The organism is Cupriavidus sp. 86D6, from assembly GCF_057815095.1.
Genome location: NZ_JBYPSB010000022.1, coordinates 31,884 through 48,769 on the forward strand (window position 1 = coordinate 31,884; position 16,886 = coordinate 48,769).

Below are 16,886 nucleotides of genomic sequence, written 5' to 3' on the forward strand. Positions count from 1 at the left end.
GGCGTATCGGCTTCCCGCCACCGGCCCGCTATTTGTCGCCCGGCCGGAAGGTCTCCCGGAACCAGGTGCGATGATGTTTCCACGCCCAGCCGGGCGTGACCGTTCCGCGCGTCATGGCCTGCACGGAACCCTTGACCCATACGGCTGCATAGATGTGGACAATGATGCCGCAAATCAGCGCGAAGGCGCAAACGGCATGCACGACCGACGCCACCCGCAGGGCCCAGATCGGGAAGAACGCCGAGAAGTAGGTGCGCCAGATGACGATGCCGCTCAGCAGCAACAGCACCAGGCAGCCCACCATCAGGAAGAACAGCAGCTTCTGGCCGGCGTTGTAGCGGCCCACGTCGGGCAGGTTTTCCTCGTGGTTGGTCAGGACGTCGCGTCCGTGGCGCAGCCATTCGCGGTCGCTCCATGTCAGCAGGTTGTGGTGCCAGAACTTCACGGCCAGGATCAGGAAGGCCAGGAACATCACCACGCCCAGGAACGGGTGCAGGATGCGCGTCCAGGTGCCACCGCCGAACAGCGCGCTCATCCAGAACATCGACGGATGGAACAATGCCAGTCCGGACAGCGCCAGCAGCACGAACGTGAGCGCGACGATCCAGTGGTTGGTGCGTTCGCCCGCGGTGTAGCGGCGGATGGTTGCCTCGCGGCGCTTATCGATTCTCATCGCGGACCTCCTCGGGGGGCACCACTTCATCGGGCGTGCCGCGCGGCCGGGGGTTGTCGCGGCCCCAGCGCACGATCTCGTCCTCGGCCGCCGCTTCATCCTCGGGGCCGGTCTCGTTCGGGCCCACGCGGATGTAGTGGAAGAAGCCGGCCAGCGCCGCGATGGCCATGCCGGCCACCGCCAGCGGCTTGGCCAGGCCCTTCCACAGGCTCACCAGCGGGCTGATATGCGGATCGTCGGGCAGGCCGTGGTACAGGCTCGGCTGGTCGGCATGGTGCAGTACGTACATCACGTGGGTGCCCGACACGCCGGCCGGGTTGTACAGGCCGGCCTTCTCGAAGCCGCGCGACTTCAGGTCGACGATGCGTTCCTCGGCATGCTGGATCATGTCGGTCTTGGTGCCGAACACGATGGCGCCGGTCGGGCAGGTCTTCACGCAGGCCGGCTCCTGGCCCACGGCCACGCGGTCGGAGCACAGCGTGCACTTGTAGGCCTTGTGGTCCTGCTTGGAGATGCGCGGGATGTTGAACGGGCAGCCCGTGATGCAATAGCCGCAGCCAATGCAGTTTTCCTCGTGGAAGTCGACGATGCCGTTCGCGTACTGCACGATGGCGCCCGGCGCCGGGCAGGCCTTCAGGCAGCCCGGGTCCTCGCAGTGCATGCAGCCGTCCTTGCGGATCAGCCATTCGAGATTGCCGTTCGGGTTCTCGTACTCGGCAAACCGCATAAGCGTCCACGTATGCTCGTCCAGGTCGGCCGGATTGTCATAGACGCCCACGTTGGTGCCCACATCGCCGCGCAGGTCGTTCCACTCCATGCACGCCGCCTGGCAGGCCTTGCAGCCGATGCACTTGGTGGTGTCGATCAGCTTGGCCACGCTGCCCGTCACGGGCTCGCGCACGCTGGGCGACGGCGTGGTGGTGGCCGACCGGCGCACGATATCCAGGGACTGTAGTGCCATGTCGGTCTCCTATGCCCGTTCGACCTTGACCATGAACGACTTGAACTCGGGCGTCTGGGTGTTGCCGTCGCCGACGAACGGCGTCAGCGTGTTGGCCAGGAAGCCCGGCTTGGTCAGCCCGGTAAAGCCCCAGTGCAGCGGTATGCCAACCATGTGCACGGTCTTGCCATCGATCCTGAACGGCTTGATGCGCTTGGTCACCAGCGCCACGGCGCGGATGTAGCCGCGCATCGACGTCACCTTGACGCGGTCGCCGGCCTTGACGCCCACCTGTTTGGCCAGTTCCTCGCCAATTTCCACGAACTGTTCGGGCTGCAGGATGGCGTTGATGCGCGCGTGCTTGGTCCAGTAGTGGAAGTGCTCGGTCAGGCGATACGTGGTGGCGATGACCGGATAGGCATCGGGCTTGCCGAACTGCGCCCAGTCGTCCTTGAACACGCGCGCCGCCGGGTTGCTGATGACCTTGGAGTCCTTGCCATTGAGCGGGTTGTAGCCAAGCGGGTTCTCGAACGGCTCGTAGTGCTCGGGGAACGGCCCCTCCACCATGGTCTGCCGCGCAAAGAACCGCGCCACGCCTTCGGCCTGCATGATGAACGGGCCCATGCCGTTGGCCGGGTCTTCGTCGAGCTTGAAGTCGGGCGTGTCGAAACCGGTCCAGCTCTTGCCGTTCCACGCGATCAGCTTGCGCGCCGGATTGAACGGCTTGCCGCTCACGTCGCACGACGCGCGGTTGTACAGCACGCGGCGGTTGGCCGGCCAGGCCCACGACCAGTTCAGGTTCTGGCCGATGCCGGTGGGGTCGCTGTTGTCGCGCTTGGCCATCTGGTTGCCGGCCTGCGTCCACGACCCGCAGTAGATCCAGCAGCCGCTCATGGTGCTGCCGTCGGCCTGCAGCTCGCCAAAGCTGTTGAGCTGCTCGCCGGCCTTGCGCACCACCTTGGTCGGGTCCTTCGGGTCCACCAGGTCGGTCAGGGCCCTGCCCGAATACTCCTTGGCCAGTTCCTCGGGCGAAGGCGAGTGCGGCACCGCATAGGGCCACCAGAGGTTGACGATCGGATCGGGATACTTGCCGCCTTCCTTCTGGTACATGGCGCGGATGCGCAGCCACAGCGCCGCCATGATCTCGATGTCGCTGCGCGCCTCGCCCGGCGGATCGGCGCCCTGCCAGTGCCATTGCAGCCAGCGCGACGAATTGACCAGCGCGCCGTTTTCCTCGGCAAAGCAGGTGGTGGGCAGGCGGAACACCTCGGTCTGGATCGACTTCGAATCGACGTTGTTCGATTCGCCGTAATTTCGCCAGAATTCGCTGGTCTCGGTGGCCAGCGGGTCCATCACCACCATGAACTTGAGCTGGCTCAGGCCCTTGAGCAGCTTGGCCTTGTTGGGCGCCGCCGCCAGCGGGTTGAAGCCCTGCAGGATGTAGCCGTTGATGCGCCCGGCGTTCATCATCTCGAACACCTGCAGCATGTCGTATGGCTTGTCGAGCTTGGGCAGGTAGTCGAATGCCCAGTTGTTGTCCCTGGTGGCCGCCGGCCCCCACCAGGCCTTCATCAGGCTCACGTGGAACTTGCCGTAGTTCTGCCAGTAGCTGAGCTGGTTGGGCCGCAGCGGCTTGAACGAGCGGGCCTCGATGTACTTGCCGTAGTCCGTCTCGGAGTCTGACGGCAGCGTCAGGTACCCGGGCAGCAGGTTGGTCATCAGGCCCAGGTCGGTCAGGCCCTGGATGTTCGAGTGCCCGCGCAGCGCGTTCATGCCGCCGCCGGCAATGCCGATATTGCCCAGCAGCAGCTGCACCATGGCGCCGGTGCGGATCATCTGCGAGCCGATCGAGTGCTGCGTCCAGCCCAGCGCGTACATGATCGTCATGGCGCGGTCGGGCGTGGCCGTCGAGGCCATCATCTCGCAGACCTTCAGGAACCTGTCCTGCGGCGTGCCGCAGACGCGTTCCACCATCTCCGGCGTATAGCGCGCGTAGTGGGCCTTCAGCAACTGGTAGACGCAACGCGGGTGGGCCAGCGTGGGGTCGGTCTTCACGAACCCGTCGTCGCCCATTTCCCAGTCCCAGGTTTCCTTGAGGTAGTGGCGCTTCTCGGCGTCGTAGCCCGAGAAGATGCCGTCCTTGAACTGGTAATCCTCGCGGACGATGAACGACATGTCCGTGTAGTTCTTCACGTACTCGTGCTGGATCTTGTCGTTTTCCAGCAGCCAGCGGATCACGCCGCCCAGGAACACGATGTCGGTGCCGGTGCGGATCTGCACGTAGTAGTCCGCCACCGACGCCGACCGCGTGAAGCGCGGGTCCACCACGATCAGCCGCGCCTTGTTGTGCGCCTTGGCCTCGGTGACCCACTTGAATCCGCACGGGTGTGCCTCGGCGGCATTGCCGCCCATGATCAGGATGACGTCCGCGTTCTTGATGTCGACCCAATGGTTCGTCATCGCGCCACGGCCAAACGTCGGGGCAAGACCTGCCACCGTCGGGCCGTGTCAGACACGAGCCTGGTTGTCGAATCCCAGCATGCCAAGACTGCGGATAGTCTTGTGCGTGATGTAACCCACCTCGTTGCTGCTGGCGGACGCCGCCAGCATCGCGGTACTGAGCCAGCGGTTGACCGTGGCGCCCTGCTCGTTCTTCTCGATGAAGTTGGCGTCGCGGTCCTGCTTCATCAGCTTGGCGATGCGGTCCAGCGCGTCGTCCCACGTCATGCGCTGCCACTTGTCAGAGCCCGGCGCGCGGTACTCGGGGTATTGCAGGCGGTTGGGACTATGGATGAAGTCGATCAGGCCGGCCCCCTTGGGGCACAGCGTGCCGCGGTTCACCGGGTGATCGGGGTCGCCTTCGATATGGATGATGCTGGCCTTCGCGTTCTTGGCATTGTCGCCAAGGCTGTACATCAGCAGCCCACACGCCACCGAGCAATAGGGACATGTATTGCGGGTCTCGGTGGTGCGCGCCAGCTTGTAGGCCCGCACCTCCGCCAGCGCCACGTCGGGCGCGAACCCGATCAGCGCCAGGCTTGACCCCGCCAGCGACGCTCCCGTGAACTTCAGGAACTGTCGGCGGTTCATCGTAACCATGGGTACACCTCCTGGGACCGGACCGCCGTCCGGTCATGGACGTTCTGCGAGGACAAGACGAGTATAGGCAATAGTGGCGTTTTCGCTATGTGCGGTGCGGGATTGTGACGGGAAGGGCTATCTTCCGCGTCACATATGGCTTTACGCGTGGGCGCTACGGGGGCCATGGCCCACGGCCGTTCGAAATCGGCTCATGCAGCGCGCACTGCATCAAAAATGTAACAACTATGTATGCCAAATATTACAAATTCGTCACCTGTCAATGCCCCTGATGTGGGTTATGCGGCGCAAGTCGAGTCGGACACACTCCACGCCGCCTGGTAATGCGGTTGCATAAAGCCTGCGTGTGATGTATTAGGCGCGCCAGTCGGTCCGGGGCAGCCCAGGCCGGAAGAACCTGGCACGTGGCGCGTCGAAATCAACCAAAGAAAGAGACAACAGGGATGAAATCGAGACTTCTTTTGACGGGTCTGGCCGCTGTCGTGCTGACGGCGTGCGGGGGTGGAGGGGATGGCGGCAACGGCGGCAACGGCGGCACAGCGACGCCTGCGGCCACCACGACCAAAATCAGTGGTACGGCAGCGACCGGTGCCGCCATGGCCAACGTGACGGTAACCGCCAAGTGCGCATCCGGCGGCGGCAGCGCGGTGACCGCTTCCGACGGCACGTTCACGATCAATATCGACAATGCCACCCGCCCCTGCGTGCTGAGCGCGACGGCGGCGGACGGCACGGTCCTTCATTCGGTCGTGGAAGCGGGTTCGGGAACCAGCGTCACGGCAAATGTCTCGCCGTTCACGGAATTGCTGACTGCTGCGCTCGCTCAGGGCAGTACCGACAAGTTTTTCAGCCAGTTCGATGCCGCCGCCCAGGCGCGCCTGACGGCGTCCAGCCTGTCGACGGCGACCGATACGGTGCGCCTGACGCTGACTGGCGTGGTTGACCTGGCTGGCGTGGACCCGCTCAAGGGGGCCTTGGTTGCCGCCAACAACGGCAAGCCTGGCAACGCCATGGACCAGTTGCTCGACCAATTGCGTGATCGGCTTGCCACGTCCCGGGCAACGGTGGCGGACCTGGCGACCGCCATCGGCAGCAATGCGGGCTCCGAGGCCATCGGCACGATCCTGAAGACCGCTTCGGCAACATGCGCCGGGCTGCGGACCGGCGACTACGTGTTGCTGGCCCCAGGGGGTACGGTCGGTGCATTGTCGATCGATGCCAAGGCGCTGACGCTGACGCCCAAAGCCATGACAAACGTGCCGGCAAACGTCGTGGCCCCGCTGGCGACGGTTGCTTCGCTGGCAATGTCGCCGGCTTCCGGCGAAGCATGCCGCTTCGATGTCGATAACAACGCCTTCAGCATGCTGGTGTCGTCGGCGGGCATTGCCCTGGCGATGCCGAGCGCAGGGACGGTCTCCGCGCCCAATGGTGCGCCGGCCGTGATCGTCCCAGTTCAGCAGTTGTCCCTGGCAGAACTTGCAGGCAACTGGAACGCCTTCGCAATGGTTGGTGCGGGTGGCGCCAGCTTTACGACAGCGCGTGCGACCTTCACGCTGGATGCCAATGGCAAGATGACGGCCGGTTCGACCTGCAACGACGACAATGCGTGCGCGGCCTGGACTGGCAATGAACTGTCTACCGTTACGAAACAGCCGGGAGGCTACTTCCTGATTACCGATGTGACGGGCACCAGCGTAGGCGTGGCATTCAAGGGGACTGACGGCCAGGTGACGGCGGTAATCAGCCAGCAGACCGGGCTGATGATCGCCACCAAGCAGGTTTCACGCGACCTGCCGGTAGTGGGTGCGACCAATGCCTACTGGGACTATGTCACCTTCGGCGACATGTCGAGCCAGTTCACGAAGGCATCGACCCGCATCACCTCGGTCGACACCGTGAATGGCACGTACACCCGTACCCGTATCGAAGACAATCGTCTGGACATGTGGCGGCAGAACTATCCGCTGACCGGCTTGCGCTATCGCGCTCGCAGCGTGGGTGCCGACGAGGCGGTCCAGCTGACGCTGGGCAACACCGGCATCGGTGTGAATCTTGGTCTGCACGTGACGAAACCGTATTTCGACATCTCCGTGAACCGGCCGAAGTGATGGCCTGACAACGGCCTGACGGCCCAATGCCTGAAACGAAAAAACCCGCTTTCGCAGCGGGTTTTTTCTTTCTTCAGCTGCGGTCGGACACCCCCCCATCAAAAATCCACCTTCTGCCCCGGTTCCGGCACGATCACCGCCGTGGCGGCCGATGTACCGAGCGCCGTCTTCAGTTCGGCGGGCGTGCCGCGCAGCATCGGGCTGGTGCCGTAGTGCATGGGGATCGCGTACCTGGGCCGGATGAAGTCGCGCAGCGCGATGGCGGCGTCCTGCGGGCCCATCGTGAAGTGGCCGCCGATCGGGATCAGCACCAGGTCGGGCTTGTAGCGGTCGGCCACCATCATCATGTCGCCGTAGAGCCCCGTATCGCCCATGTGCCAGATCTTGAAGCCGTTCTCCATCTCGATGATGTAGCCCACGGGCTCGCCGCCGTAATGGGTTTCGTCCTTGCCGGTGGCGGGATTCTTCCAGACCAGTTCCGACGAATGCTCGGCGTGCACGGCCGTGATTTTCGGACCGTTGTCGCCCAGCGGTGCGATGGTGCCGCTCTTGCCGAAGCGCATGGCCTGGGTGGCCGGCAATTGTCCCAGCGTAACCAGCTGCTGGCTCAGGCCGCCGGCATTCCACAGCGGTGCGTTGGTGAGCTTTGCCAGCGCGACGGCATCGCCCAGGTGGTCGCCATGCGCGTGCGTGACCAGGATCAGGTCGACCTTGCCCAGCGCGGTCAACTGCTTGTATTCGGCGGGCGTCTTCGGATTGCCGGTCAGCCATGGGTCGACGACGATGACCTTGCCGCCCGGCGTTGTGATGCGCATGGCCGACTGGCCCAGCCACAGGACTTCGGTCTTGCCCGCGGCCACTGGCGCCGTGGCCGTGGCCGCGGCGGCCGGCTGTGCCGGCACGGGTGGAGGCGAAACACTGGTGGCGCAGGCGCCGAGCAGCCCGATGGCGCCAGCCAGCAGCAGGCGTGGCGCACAGGATGGCAGGCGCGAAAGCCCCGGAAGGCGGCGTGTGATCATGGTCGTCCCTGGTTGAATTTGTCTCGACATTGCCAAAACCGCACCGCTTCAGGGGGGGATTCGCGCAGGCACTGAGGCGTTGCGAGGTGGAGTATTTGCATGCGCCGATGCGCTGTCAACCGGCGTTTCCCAGCAGGGCCGGGCCGGACGCCGCAGGAAGTTGTAACGCCAAATTCAAGAAACGGCGATCCGTGCGCGCGGGCAGGCCGTCCGGCGGGCAGCGATGTCTCCCTGCGCTTACATCTGCTCACGACGGCGTAACCCACTGTAATCATCGGGCGTCCATCATGCATTCCGTAGAGAGGGCCAAGGTTGGCCCGACTGAAGGACTGAAAGATGCGCAAGTCGATTCGTTACACCGGTATCGCTGTCCTGAGTGCCGCCATGCTGGTCGCCGGGACCGCCTCGGCCCACGACCGCTATCACCGTGGCGGTGGCGGATCTTCGGCAGGTGCCGCCATTGCGGTGGCGGCCGTGGCAGGCCTGGCGCTGGGCGCGCTGGTGGCCAGCAGCCAGCCGGTCTACGCCGCGCCGGCGCCGGTCTACGCGCCGCCGCAGCCGGTGGCCTATGCCGCGCCGGCCGTGCCGCCGGGCTACTGCTATAGCAACTACCAGGGTGGCTACGTGCCGTGCGGCCGTCCGGCGCCGGTGCAGTACGCCCCGCCGCAGCAGTACTACGGCTATTGAGGCAGGCAGTACAGGCAAAACCGTCGCCGTGGGCCGGATCGACGCCGGCCCTCGTCGGCCGGCGCTGCCCGAGGGGTATCTGAAGCGGCAGGACTGCGGCCTCAGGTCGAACCTTTGGCGGGGGCAGGGGCAGCCGATGGCGCGGGCGCATGCTCGACGTCGATGCCCCAGTCGCCGTGTTCGTACCAGTCGGCGCCCAGCAGTTCCATCGGATGCTGCGTCCGGCTCGACCCGTTGCCGCAGCCCATGGCATCGACCGCGCAGTACTTGTCGCAGCCCCAGCAGATGCGCTCGGGATGTTTCGGATGAATCGGAAATTTCTTGGCCATGGCGAATAGGCGGACGTGCGGGGTAATGGCGCACGCCGACGCCATCCGATCGTAGTCCGTTCATCACGAGAATTTGGCGATATGGCTATTCGCTTTGCGCTGCATCAAACGCAGATCCACGACGTGGAATCAGCCCACGGCCGCCTCTCTGAAGTAAGCAGCCCATGCACAGCCGCCGTCCCGGGCAATGCTTACAACCGTGAGTAGCCGCTGCCATCCGGCGGTGCCTTGCCTGACTGCAGGATGACGAAATGTCTGTCGTCGTGCGCACCCGGACACTGGAACGGCGTTTGCGTGACAGGCGGGGGAGTCCCCTTGTGCTTCCGCCCGGGCTGGGGGGGTGACTAACGGTTCGATGGAGGAAACCATGCGGAAGACGACAACGACGGCAGCAGCACTGGCCCTGGTGATGATGATGCTCGGCGGCTGTACGGCAGCTGGCAGTGGTACGGGCTCCGGCTCGGTGGCAGGCTCCGGCGCCGTGACCCCGACCGATTCGGGCTCGCGCAGCGGCCATTACGGCGGCGGCTATGGCTCGGCCCCCAGCGGCAGCTCGAGCGGCAGCACCAGCGGCAGCGGCGCCACTTCGGGCAGCTCTTCGCGCTGAGCCCGAACCGGTTGGCGCACAGGCAGTAAAGGGCGGGCCCGCGTGGCCCGCTTTTGCATGGCTTCCGCCCTGGGCCGCCGCCCTGGGCCGCGAGATCTCTAGCGCCGGCGCATTACAAGATATAGCCCCGCCGCCGCGATGGCCATGCCGGGCCAGGCCATCGGCGCCAGCGATTCGCCAAGCAGGACGAACGCGATGACCGCCGTGGCCGGGGGCACCAGGAAGAACAGCGCCGACACGCGCGACGCCTCGCCATGCCGGATCATCGCCAGCAGCAGCGAGATCGCCACCAGCGAGTTGCCGACGACCAGGTACGCCAGCGACCCGAACAGGCCTGGCGTCCATTGCACGTGCATCGGTTCCAGCCACCAGGCCAGCGGGGCGGTGACCAGCAACGCCACGGTGTACTGCACGGTGTTGGCCAGTACCGGATGCACAGGCGCGCCGAAGCGTTTTTCCCATAGCGTGCCGCTGGTCATTGCCAGCAGCGCCAGCAGCGCGAAAGTGAGGCCCAGCGGCGACGTCATCTGCACCGGGGACCTGGCCGTGATGACCATCACGGCACCGGCCACCCCGAGCGCCAGCCCCGCCCACCGCACGCGGTCCACGCGCTCGCCGGCGATGGCTGGCGCCAGCAGCCCGATCAGGATCGGCTGTTGCGACGTGACCAGCGCCACCGCGCCCGCCGACATGCCGAGCTTGAGGCTTAGATAGGTGCACGCAAAATAGCCGGCCTGGATCAGCAGGCCAATCATCGCCAGATGCAGCCAGGGCGCCAGGCCGCGCGGCATCGGTGGGCGCAGCCACAGGCAGGGGCCGATCAGCAGCGCCACCACGCAGGCGTAGCGCAGCGCTAGGAATGTCAGCGGATCGGCATACTGCAGGCCCAGCTTCAGAAAGACGAAGCCGCAGGACCACAGCAGCAGGAACAGGGCGGGCGCGACGCGCAGCCAGAGCGGGGTGGCCGGCGCCTGCAACGTGCGTTCTGGCATGGACGAGGGGCCCGGACGGCGGCCATGGCGGGGATCAGGCGCAACGATAACATCGGACGCCTGCTGCATTGCCGCACTGCCGGGGATGCGCCCGCGCGCCACGGCCGCGTATGCGCCATGTCGCCGCAATGATGGTCGAGGCGGGTGTCGTCAGGTGCCCATCATCGGCGAGGGTCGTGTGCTAGATTAGGCGCCGGCTCCCGGCATGGGGAGTAACCGGTGTGGCGGGATTCCCATGGACTCACTGATCACGGCGGCGGCGCGCGCGCTGGCGGCCGGCGACCCGCTTGGCGCGCTGAACCGCATCGCCCTGCGCGATGACGCCTCCGCGCTGGCCCTGCGCGGCATTGCCATGTCGCAGCTGGGCGATTTCACGCGTGCCCGCGCGCTGTTGCGCGGCGCGGCGCGCGCCTTTGGCCCCCGGGAACATATCGCGCGGGCCCGCTGCACCGTGGCCGAAGCCGAGATCGCGCTGGTCTCGCGCGACCTTGGCTGGCCCGCCAGGGCGCTGGATACTGCCTGGCGCGTGCTCGACACCCATGGCGACACGCTCAACGCCGCGCATGCGCGCTACCTGATCGCGCGGCATCACCTGCTTACCGGCCAGCTCGACGATGCCGAGCAGACCATCGCCACGATCGATCCCGCACCGTTGCCGCCCGCCCTGCGCGCAGCGCACGAACTGGTGGCGGCCGGCATCGCCATGCGTCGCGTGTCGTTCACGCCTGCGCGCGATGCCTTGCAGCGTGCCGGCATCGCGGCGCGGCAGGCCGGCATTCCCGCGCTGATGGCGGAAGTCGATGGCGCCCTGGACACGCTGCGCGCGCCGGTGGCACGTCTGCTGGCGCGGGGCACGGAACAGCCATTGCGGCTCGATGCGGTGGAAGCCTGGTTTGCGTCCGGTGCCCTGATCGTCGATGCCTGCCGCATGGCCGTGCGGCAGCGCTGCGCCGTCGTGCCGCTGGCGCGGCGGCCGGTGCTGTTTGCGCTGGCCCGCGCGCTGGCGCAGGCGTGGCCCGGCGACGTGCCGCGCGACGCGCTGATCGCCACGGCCTTCCGCATGCGACACCCCGACGACACGCACCGCGCACGCCTGCGCGTGGAAATCGGACGGCTGCGCAAGGCCCTGGGCGAACTGGCGCGCATTCACGCGACGCCGCAAGGGTTTGCGCTGCTACCGCCTGCGGGGGTCGAGATCGTGGTGATGACGCATCCTGTCGAGCAAGCCCACGCGGCGGTGCTGGCGTGTCTGGCCGATGGCGAATCGTGGTCGAGTTCGGCACTGGCGCTGGCACTGGGCACCAGCCAGCGCACGGTGCAGCGGGCGCTCGACGTGCTGGCCGGGGCGGGCAAGGTCCAGCCTGTGGGCGGCGGCCGCACGCGCCGCTGGATGACGCCGCCGATGGCCGGATTCGCGACGGCCTTGTTACTCCCGCCGCCGCTGCCCGGCGCGTAGCATGGTTTCCAGATCCACCACGCAGGCGCGCAGCCATGCGCCGCTTGCAAACGTCCAAAGGAAATCATCATGAAGCGTATTGCCGCAGAGATTGTCCAGGAGTACGGTCCCTTCCCGGGTGTCGATCATGTCCACGGCCTGACGTACGACGGCAAGCAGGTCTGGTTCGCCGTGGGCGACCGGCTGCTGGCGCTCGACCCCGCCACCGGCAAGGCCGGGCACGCGATCAGCGTGCCCGCGCATGCCGGCACGGCGTTCGATGGCCGGTATCTGTTCCAGATTGCCGAGCGCCGCATCCAGAAGATCGATCCGCAGACCGGGGCGGTGGTGGCAACGATTCCGGCGCCGGGAAACGGCAATGACTCGGGGCTGGCCTGGGCCGAAGGGTCGCTCTGGGTGGGCCAGTATCGTGACCGCAAGATCCACGAGATCGATCCCGGCACCGGCGCGATTCGCCGCACCATCGAATCGAGCCGCTTTGTTACCGGCGTGACGTGGGTCGATGGCCAGCTCTGGCACGGCACGTGGGAGAACGACCAGAGCGAACTGCGCCATGTGGATCCGCAATCTGGCAAGGTGCTCGAAGCGGTGGAGATGCCGGCCGGCATGGCCGTGTCGGGTCTGGAGTCGGATGGCGGTGACCGCTTCTATTGCGGTGGCGGCGACAGCGGCAAGGTGCGCGCGGTGAAGCGGCCGAGGTAAGCACCTAACCCCCAACGCCTCTCCCGCCCTGCGGGAGGGGATAGCCAGTCGGGATCGGTGCCGGGGGCGTCAGACCTGAATGAAGTCGTGCGGCGACGGCGCGGCGCTTTTGGGCGTCTCGCCAATCATTTCCAGCACCGTGGATTCGATCATGTAGGACATCGCGGTCAGGGCCAGGTCGTTGGGTTCCTCGCCGAACGGTTCCTCGATCTCTGCGCTCAAGGCTTCGAGCGCGAAGAACGTATAGGCGATGAAGCAGACGATGACCGGCGTCATCAGGCCGATCGAGTCGAGCAGCCCGAACGGCAGCAGCACGCAATAGAGATAGATGCAGCGGTGGATGATGACCGAGTACGTGAACGGAATCGGCGTGCCGGCCAGCCGTTCGCAGCCGCCCAGCGCGGTGCTGAGCTGGTTCAGCGACATCTCCATCGGCTGGGCCAGCGCCGGCGCCAGCTGGCCCGCGCGGAGCCGCTCGCCAACCCATTCGCCAGCCATCAGCAGCACGATTGCCGGCTTGAACTTCGCCGCCTTCAGCCGCGCGGCATCGGCCTCGTCGAGGAACGGGGCCACGTCCGGCCAGGCGTCGGTGCCGCGCAACTGGTGGCGCAAGGCGTGCACGAAGGCGCAGAGCCGGTACGCCAGCCGCCGCGCGTCGTGCTGGTCGGCCACCAGCGTCAGCGCCTGGCGGGTCAGCGAGCGCGATTCGTTGAGCACGCTGCCCCATAGCGTGCGGCCTTCCCAGAAGCGCGCGTAGCTGGTGCTGTTGCGAAAGCCCAGGAAGATGGCCAGCGTCAGGCCGATCAGCGAGAACGGCACGAAATTCAGCGACACTTTCCATTCGCCGATCCGCCCGTGAAAGAACGTGATGACCGCGGCGAACAACGTGATAGTGACGAGCTGCGGGGCAATCCTGGGCAGGACCGACCCCCGCAGCACGAACAGCATCCTGAACCAGTGAAGCGGCGGGCGGGTAATCATCGGCGTGCGGACATCGGGGCAAAGGTGCCATGTTCGCACGCCGGCGCGCCGGCCGACAGAGGGGTGTGGCGTTCAGCGATCGCTGCGGATCGGCCCGAATTCCACGGGTACCCAGGTATAGCCGACCTGATCGCGCCGCACATGCCCCAGCCCCGGGAACGGCAGGTGCGCGCCCCCCACCCACAGCTTGTCCTTTGCCGCATCGGCCAGCACGCGCTGGCGCGTCAGCACGGCCTGGTGGCTGTCCACGTCGAACTCGATGGCGATGTTCGGGCGGCGGAACTGCGTGGCGTGGCTGTGGACGATATCGCCCCACAGCAGCAGGTTTTCCTTGCCCGCTGCGAACAGATAGCCGGTATGGCCCGGCGTGTGGCCGCGCGTGGGCACGGCCCGCACGCCGGGGATCGGTTCCTCGCCGGCGATGGCGTTGAAGGTGCGGAAATGGTTGGCGGCCTGGTACGGCGCCACGGCATCGCGCGCCATGCCGAACAACGGCCGGGCGCCTTCGGGGGCGCTGACCGCCGCCGATTCGCTGAGCCAGTAGTCGGCATCGGCCTTGTCGGCGTAGACCGTGGCGTTCGGGAACACGGGCTTGCCGTCGGCCGTCAGGCCGCAGGCGTGGTCGCCATGCAGGTGGGTCAGCAGCACCGTGTCCACCTGTTCCGGGGTGTAGCCGGACGCACGCAGGTTCTGCACGATGCCGCCCAGCGTCGGGCCGAAGCAGGCGGCCGCGCCGGTATCCACCAGCACCAGGTGCGTGCCGGTGTTGACCAGATAGGCATTGACGGCCGTCTGCATGCCGGGTGTCGATGCCACGAACATGCGCGCCAGCAGGCTCTGTACCTCGCGCGCGCTGGTGTACTTCAGCACCTTGGGGTCCAGATCGATATAGCCGTCGTAGAGCGCGGTGACTTCAAGCTGTCCCACCATCATGCGGTAGTAGCCCGGCACCTGCGTCTTCTGCTGGGCGGGCGGGGCGGCATGGGCGTCGCTGGCCGCCAGCGGCAGCGCCGTGGCCATCACGGCGGCCACGGCGGTGGCGGTAGCGGCAGCCGACAGGCGGGACAGCAGCGAAGACAGCGGGGAAGGGGACATGCGGGCGCGGGGCAGGCGGCGCGATTCCATCGTAGTTCTCCGAGTGAACGAGGTTTGGCATCCGCAATGTGTTGCAGATGTACGCAAATCGTCACACTACGCGGATTGCCGGGCAGCGGCAAGTTGGGCCTTGCGGTAGTGGGGGTAAGCCTTTTGGCTGACGACGGGCGGGGGCGGCTACGTGGGATGGCAACGGGAGTTTGCAAGCGCCGGTGCCCGGCCTTTGTAAAAAACACACGGGCGGCAGGCTGCAGGACCCCAGCCGTATCAGGGCTGGGCGGAATGGCACCGATTTTGCCTCAGCAGTAAAAGCCGCCCCCGCACGCAGCGGGGCGCGGGACCATTCGAACGATGACGAAGGAGTCCCCTCATGTCTGACAAGCAACCGTTCCTGACGGACATCAAGACCATTCGCGAGCGTGCCCGCCAACACATCGACGACGGCGCGGTGACCGCTGGGTACGATGCGGAACGCGACACCGTGATCAAGCTGCTGAACGAGGCGCTGGCCACGGAGATCGTGTGCACGCTGCGTTATCGCCGCCATTACTTCATGGCCAAGGGGCCGAATTCGAAGAGCGTGGCGGAAGAATTCCTGGCGCACTCCAACGAAGAGCAGGGCCATGCCGACCAGATCGCCGAGCGCATCGTGCAACTGGGCGGGGAGCCCGACCTGTCGCCCGATGGGCTGGCGTCGCGCAGCCACGCCGAATATGTGGAAGGCACGTCACTCACCGACATGATCAAGGAAAACCTGGTGGCCGAACGGATCGCCATCGACACCTATCGCGAGATCGTGCAGTACATCGGCCAGAAAGACCCCACGTCGCGCCGGCTGATGGAGAGCATCCTGGCCGTCGAGGAAGAACACGCGGACGAGATGCTTGATTTGCTGTCGTCGCATCCCGAAGACGACAGCAAACACTAGGCACTGGCCGGCGGCGCCTTGGCGGGCGCCGATGCCGGCGGGAATGCCCATAGAAAAGGGGGCGTGTCTGCACGCCCCCTCTTGCCTTGTTGCGTGGCCGCCAGCCGGCCGCCAGGGTTCAGTTCACCGGCTGCGGCGCCGGGAACTGGTACCGGCCGCTGAGCACATCATGGCGCGGACGGTACATCCGCACCGTGTAGTTCCATCCGTCCACGATAGGCAGGCAGTTGGCCGTATTGGCCTCGCAGCCGCCGAACTGGATCGTGATGCCGCCGTCCGCATCCCGCTTTGCCGTGAGGTTGTTCAGCGTATAGGCGCCGGCCGGGTTCTTCTCGAAGTAGCCCTTGGCGTTGTAGACGCTGACCGACCAGAAGCCATCCACCGGCACGTCCTTCACATGCAGCCGGTAGACGGTCTTGCCGTCGTTCTTCGGCGGCGTCACATTCAGGTAGGTGGCGTCCTTGTCGGGATTGCCGCCCCAGCCCGCGGCCGTGCCGAGCAGGTGCCGGACGGGATCGACCTCGCCCTTCTTGCCGAAGGCGCCCTTGAAGTCGGGCAGGGTGGACTGCAGCACCAGGATGGCGTCGCGCACCTTCTTCTGGCTGGCGGCGTCCCAGTCCGGCAACTGCAGCGTGCCCGGCGCCTTCTGGCTGACCTGGATGGCGTCCTGCAGCGCGTGGACCTGTTTGATGTCGTCGGGGCTGGCGGGGTCCACCAGGGTGCGGATGCCCACCACCACGTAGCGCGTGCCCACGTTCTCGCGCGTCAGCACATGCTTGCCAGCGCCGTAGTACACGGCCGGCACGTAGTGGTCTTCGTTGATGACCTGCATCGACATGAACCGCTTGCCCGGATTGGGCATGGTGATGGTCACCGGGCCTGCGTCGAGGTCAAACACGCCGGACGAATAGAGCGTGTCGCGGTTCAGGCGGATCACGGTCTGGTGGTCGATCGACGCGGGTTCGCGCCGGTGCAGCAGCTTGCCCACGCCGCCCTGCTTTGCCAGGCCGGCCAGGTACATGTCCGATTCGGCGCGCACGAAGTTGTCGGCGGTGACCGGCACCGGGGTGCCTTCGACGCCGGGTTTGTCCTGCGCATGGGCCATGCCGGCACCTGCAACGGCCGCCACCGCGATGGCGTTGACCACTTTGACGATCTGCGTCTTTTCCACGGGCTCACCTTTGTCAAGGAAGCGTGGCCGGAGGGCCACATCGCGGGCCAGTATGCCGCAAGGCAACCCCTGTGGAAGCACCTTGCGAAATGAGTCAGA

At 66.3% G+C, this 16,886-nt stretch carries 15 protein-coding genes; 6 read left to right on the forward strand and 9 right to left on the reverse strand.

Annotation, left to right across the window (positions count from 1 at the left end; genetic code table 11):
- Positions 1 to 28: 28 nt before the first annotated feature.
- The 3 genes from AC3G88_RS27655 to fdnG are packed head-to-tail and all read right to left on the reverse strand — an operon-like array spanning position 29 to position 4,712.
- Entirely contained in the window at positions 29 to 673 is a 645-nt protein-coding gene (locus tag AC3G88_RS27655) for a formate dehydrogenase subunit gamma (protein WP_400393667.1), read from the reverse strand.
- Positions 660 to 1,634, reverse strand: a complete 975-nt coding sequence (gene fdxH / locus AC3G88_RS27660; RefSeq protein ID WP_488774207.1) for a formate dehydrogenase subunit beta — start codon at positions 1,632 to 1,634, stop codon at positions 660 to 662. Before fdxH ends, AC3G88_RS27655 begins: the two co-directional genes overlap by 14 nt.
- A gap of 9 nt (positions 1,635 to 1,643) precedes the next feature.
- Complete coding sequence (gene fdnG / locus AC3G88_RS27665; RefSeq protein WP_488774208.1) at positions 1,644 to 4,712, reverse strand: formate dehydrogenase-N subunit alpha; 3,069 nt, start codon at positions 4,710 to 4,712, stop codon at positions 1,644 to 1,646.
- A gap of 443 nt (positions 4,713 to 5,155) precedes the next feature.
- Between fdnG and AC3G88_RS27670 the strand changes: the two genes are divergently transcribed.
- Positions 5,156 to 6,820, forward strand: coding sequence for a hypothetical protein (locus tag AC3G88_RS27670; RefSeq protein ID WP_488894348.1), 1,665 nt, complete (start codon positions 5,156 to 5,158; stop codon positions 6,818 to 6,820).
- Positions 6,821 to 6,918: 98 nt separating this feature from the next.
- Here AC3G88_RS27670 and AC3G88_RS27675 read toward each other — a convergent pair whose 3' ends face one another.
- Entirely contained in the window at positions 6,919 to 7,839 is a 921-nt protein-coding gene (locus AC3G88_RS27675; protein WP_488774210.1) for a metal-dependent hydrolase, read from the reverse strand.
- 336 nt (positions 7,840 to 8,175) lie between these two features.
- Here AC3G88_RS27675 and AC3G88_RS27680 point away from each other — a divergent pair, with 336 nt between their 5' ends.
- Positions 8,176 to 8,526, forward strand: a complete 351-nt coding sequence (locus AC3G88_RS27680; RefSeq protein ID WP_400397142.1) for a mechanosensitive ion channel protein MscS — start codon at positions 8,176 to 8,178, stop codon at positions 8,524 to 8,526.
- 101 nt (positions 8,527 to 8,627) lie between these two features.
- Here AC3G88_RS27680 and AC3G88_RS27685 read toward each other — a convergent pair whose 3' ends face one another.
- A complete protein-coding gene (locus tag AC3G88_RS27685) occupies positions 8,628 to 8,855 on the reverse strand; it encodes a DUF3079 domain-containing protein (RefSeq protein ID WP_488774211.1) in 228 nt (75 codons plus the stop codon).
- A gap of 367 nt (positions 8,856 to 9,222) precedes the next feature.
- Here AC3G88_RS27685 and AC3G88_RS27690 point away from each other — a divergent pair, with 367 nt between their 5' ends.
- Complete coding sequence (locus AC3G88_RS27690) at positions 9,223 to 9,462, forward strand: hypothetical protein (RefSeq protein WP_488774212.1); 240 nt, start codon at positions 9,223 to 9,225, stop codon at positions 9,460 to 9,462.
- Positions 9,463 to 9,560: 98 nt separating this feature from the next.
- Here AC3G88_RS27690 and AC3G88_RS27695 read toward each other — a convergent pair whose 3' ends face one another.
- Positions 9,561 to 10,454: a DMT family transporter gene (locus AC3G88_RS27695; protein ID WP_488774213.1), complete on the reverse strand. Its 894-nt coding sequence runs from the start codon at positions 10,452 to 10,454 to the stop codon at positions 9,561 to 9,563.
- Positions 10,455 to 10,689: 235 nt separating this feature from the next.
- On the opposite strand from AC3G88_RS27695, the gene AC3G88_RS27700 reads away from it, so the two are divergent.
- Both AC3G88_RS27700 and AC3G88_RS27705 read left to right on the forward strand, forming a co-directional pair.
- Positions 10,690 to 11,910, forward strand: a complete 1,221-nt coding sequence (locus AC3G88_RS27700; protein ID WP_488774214.1) for a helix-turn-helix domain-containing protein — start codon at positions 10,690 to 10,692, stop codon at positions 11,908 to 11,910.
- 69 nt (positions 11,911 to 11,979) lie between these two features.
- On the forward strand, positions 11,980 to 12,612 hold the full coding sequence (locus AC3G88_RS27705; protein WP_488774215.1) for a Vgb family protein: 633 nt from the start codon (positions 11,980 to 11,982) through the stop codon (positions 12,610 to 12,612).
- A gap of 69 nt (positions 12,613 to 12,681) precedes the next feature.
- On the opposite strand, the gene AC3G88_RS27710 is transcribed toward AC3G88_RS27705, so the two are convergent.
- A complete protein-coding gene (locus tag AC3G88_RS27710) occupies positions 12,682 to 13,593 on the reverse strand; it encodes a bestrophin family protein (RefSeq protein WP_488774230.1) in 912 nt (303 codons plus the stop codon).
- A gap of 72 nt (positions 13,594 to 13,665) precedes the next feature.
- Positions 13,666 to 14,613, reverse strand: a complete 948-nt coding sequence (locus tag AC3G88_RS27715) for an MBL fold metallo-hydrolase (RefSeq protein ID WP_488774231.1) — start codon at positions 14,611 to 14,613, stop codon at positions 13,666 to 13,668.
- Positions 14,614 to 15,058: 445 nt separating this feature from the next.
- Here AC3G88_RS27715 and AC3G88_RS27720 point away from each other — a divergent pair, with 445 nt between their 5' ends.
- Complete coding sequence (locus AC3G88_RS27720) at positions 15,059 to 15,616, forward strand: ferritin-like domain-containing protein (RefSeq protein WP_153946856.1); 558 nt, start codon at positions 15,059 to 15,061, stop codon at positions 15,614 to 15,616.
- A gap of 118 nt (positions 15,617 to 15,734) precedes the next feature.
- On the opposite strand, the gene AC3G88_RS27725 is transcribed toward AC3G88_RS27720, so the two are convergent.
- Entirely contained in the window at positions 15,735 to 16,721 is a 987-nt protein-coding gene (locus AC3G88_RS27725) for a DUF1254 domain-containing protein (RefSeq protein WP_488774232.1), read from the reverse strand.
- Positions 16,722 to 16,886: the final 165 nt, after the last annotated feature.

Bases quoted from the DNA above. Each gene is read 5' to 3' on its own strand.
- AC3G88_RS27685 (WP_488774211.1), bottom strand. From the start codon at position 8,855: ATGGCCAAGAAATTTCCGATTCATCCGAAACATCCCGAGCGCATCTGC.
- fdxH (WP_488774207.1), bottom strand. From the start codon at position 1,634: ATGGCACTACAGTCCCTGGATATCGTGCGCCGGTCGGCCACCACCACG.
- AC3G88_RS27715 (WP_488774231.1), bottom strand. From the start codon at position 14,613: ATGGCCACGGCGCTGCCGCTGGCGGCCAGCGACGCCCATGCCGCCCCG.
- AC3G88_RS27670 (WP_488894348.1), top strand. From the start codon at position 5,156: ATGAAATCGAGACTTCTTTTGACGGGTCTGGCCGCTGTCGTGCTGACG.
- AC3G88_RS27725 (WP_488774232.1), bottom strand. From the start codon at position 16,721: ATGGCCCATGCGCAGGACAAACCCGGCGTCGAAGGCACCCCGGTGCCG.
- AC3G88_RS27720 (WP_153946856.1), top strand. From the start codon at position 15,059: ATGTCTGACAAGCAACCGTTCCTGACGGACATCAAGACCATTCGCGAG.
- AC3G88_RS27690 (WP_488774212.1), top strand. From the start codon at position 9,223: ATGCGGAAGACGACAACGACGGCAGCAGCACTGGCCCTGGTGATGATG.
- AC3G88_RS27675 (WP_488774210.1), bottom strand. From the start codon at position 7,839: ATGATCACACGCCGCCTTCCGGGGCTTTCGCGCCTGCCATCCTGTGCG.
- AC3G88_RS27680 (WP_400397142.1), top strand. From the start codon at position 8,176: ATGCGCAAGTCGATTCGTTACACCGGTATCGCTGTCCTGAGTGCCGCC.
- AC3G88_RS27710 (WP_488774230.1), bottom strand. From the start codon at position 13,593: ATGATTACCCGCCCGCCGCTTCACTGGTTCAGGATGCTGTTCGTGCTG.
- AC3G88_RS27695 (WP_488774213.1), bottom strand. From the start codon at position 10,454: ATGCCAGAACGCACGTTGCAGGCGCCGGCCACCCCGCTCTGGCTGCGC.
- AC3G88_RS27655 (WP_400393667.1), bottom strand. From the start codon at position 673: ATGAGAATCGATAAGCGCCGCGAGGCAACCATCCGCCGCTACACCGCG.
- AC3G88_RS27700 (WP_488774214.1), top strand. From the start codon at position 10,690: ATGGACTCACTGATCACGGCGGCGGCGCGCGCGCTGGCGGCCGGCGAC.
- AC3G88_RS27705 (WP_488774215.1), top strand. From the start codon at position 11,980: ATGAAGCGTATTGCCGCAGAGATTGTCCAGGAGTACGGTCCCTTCCCG.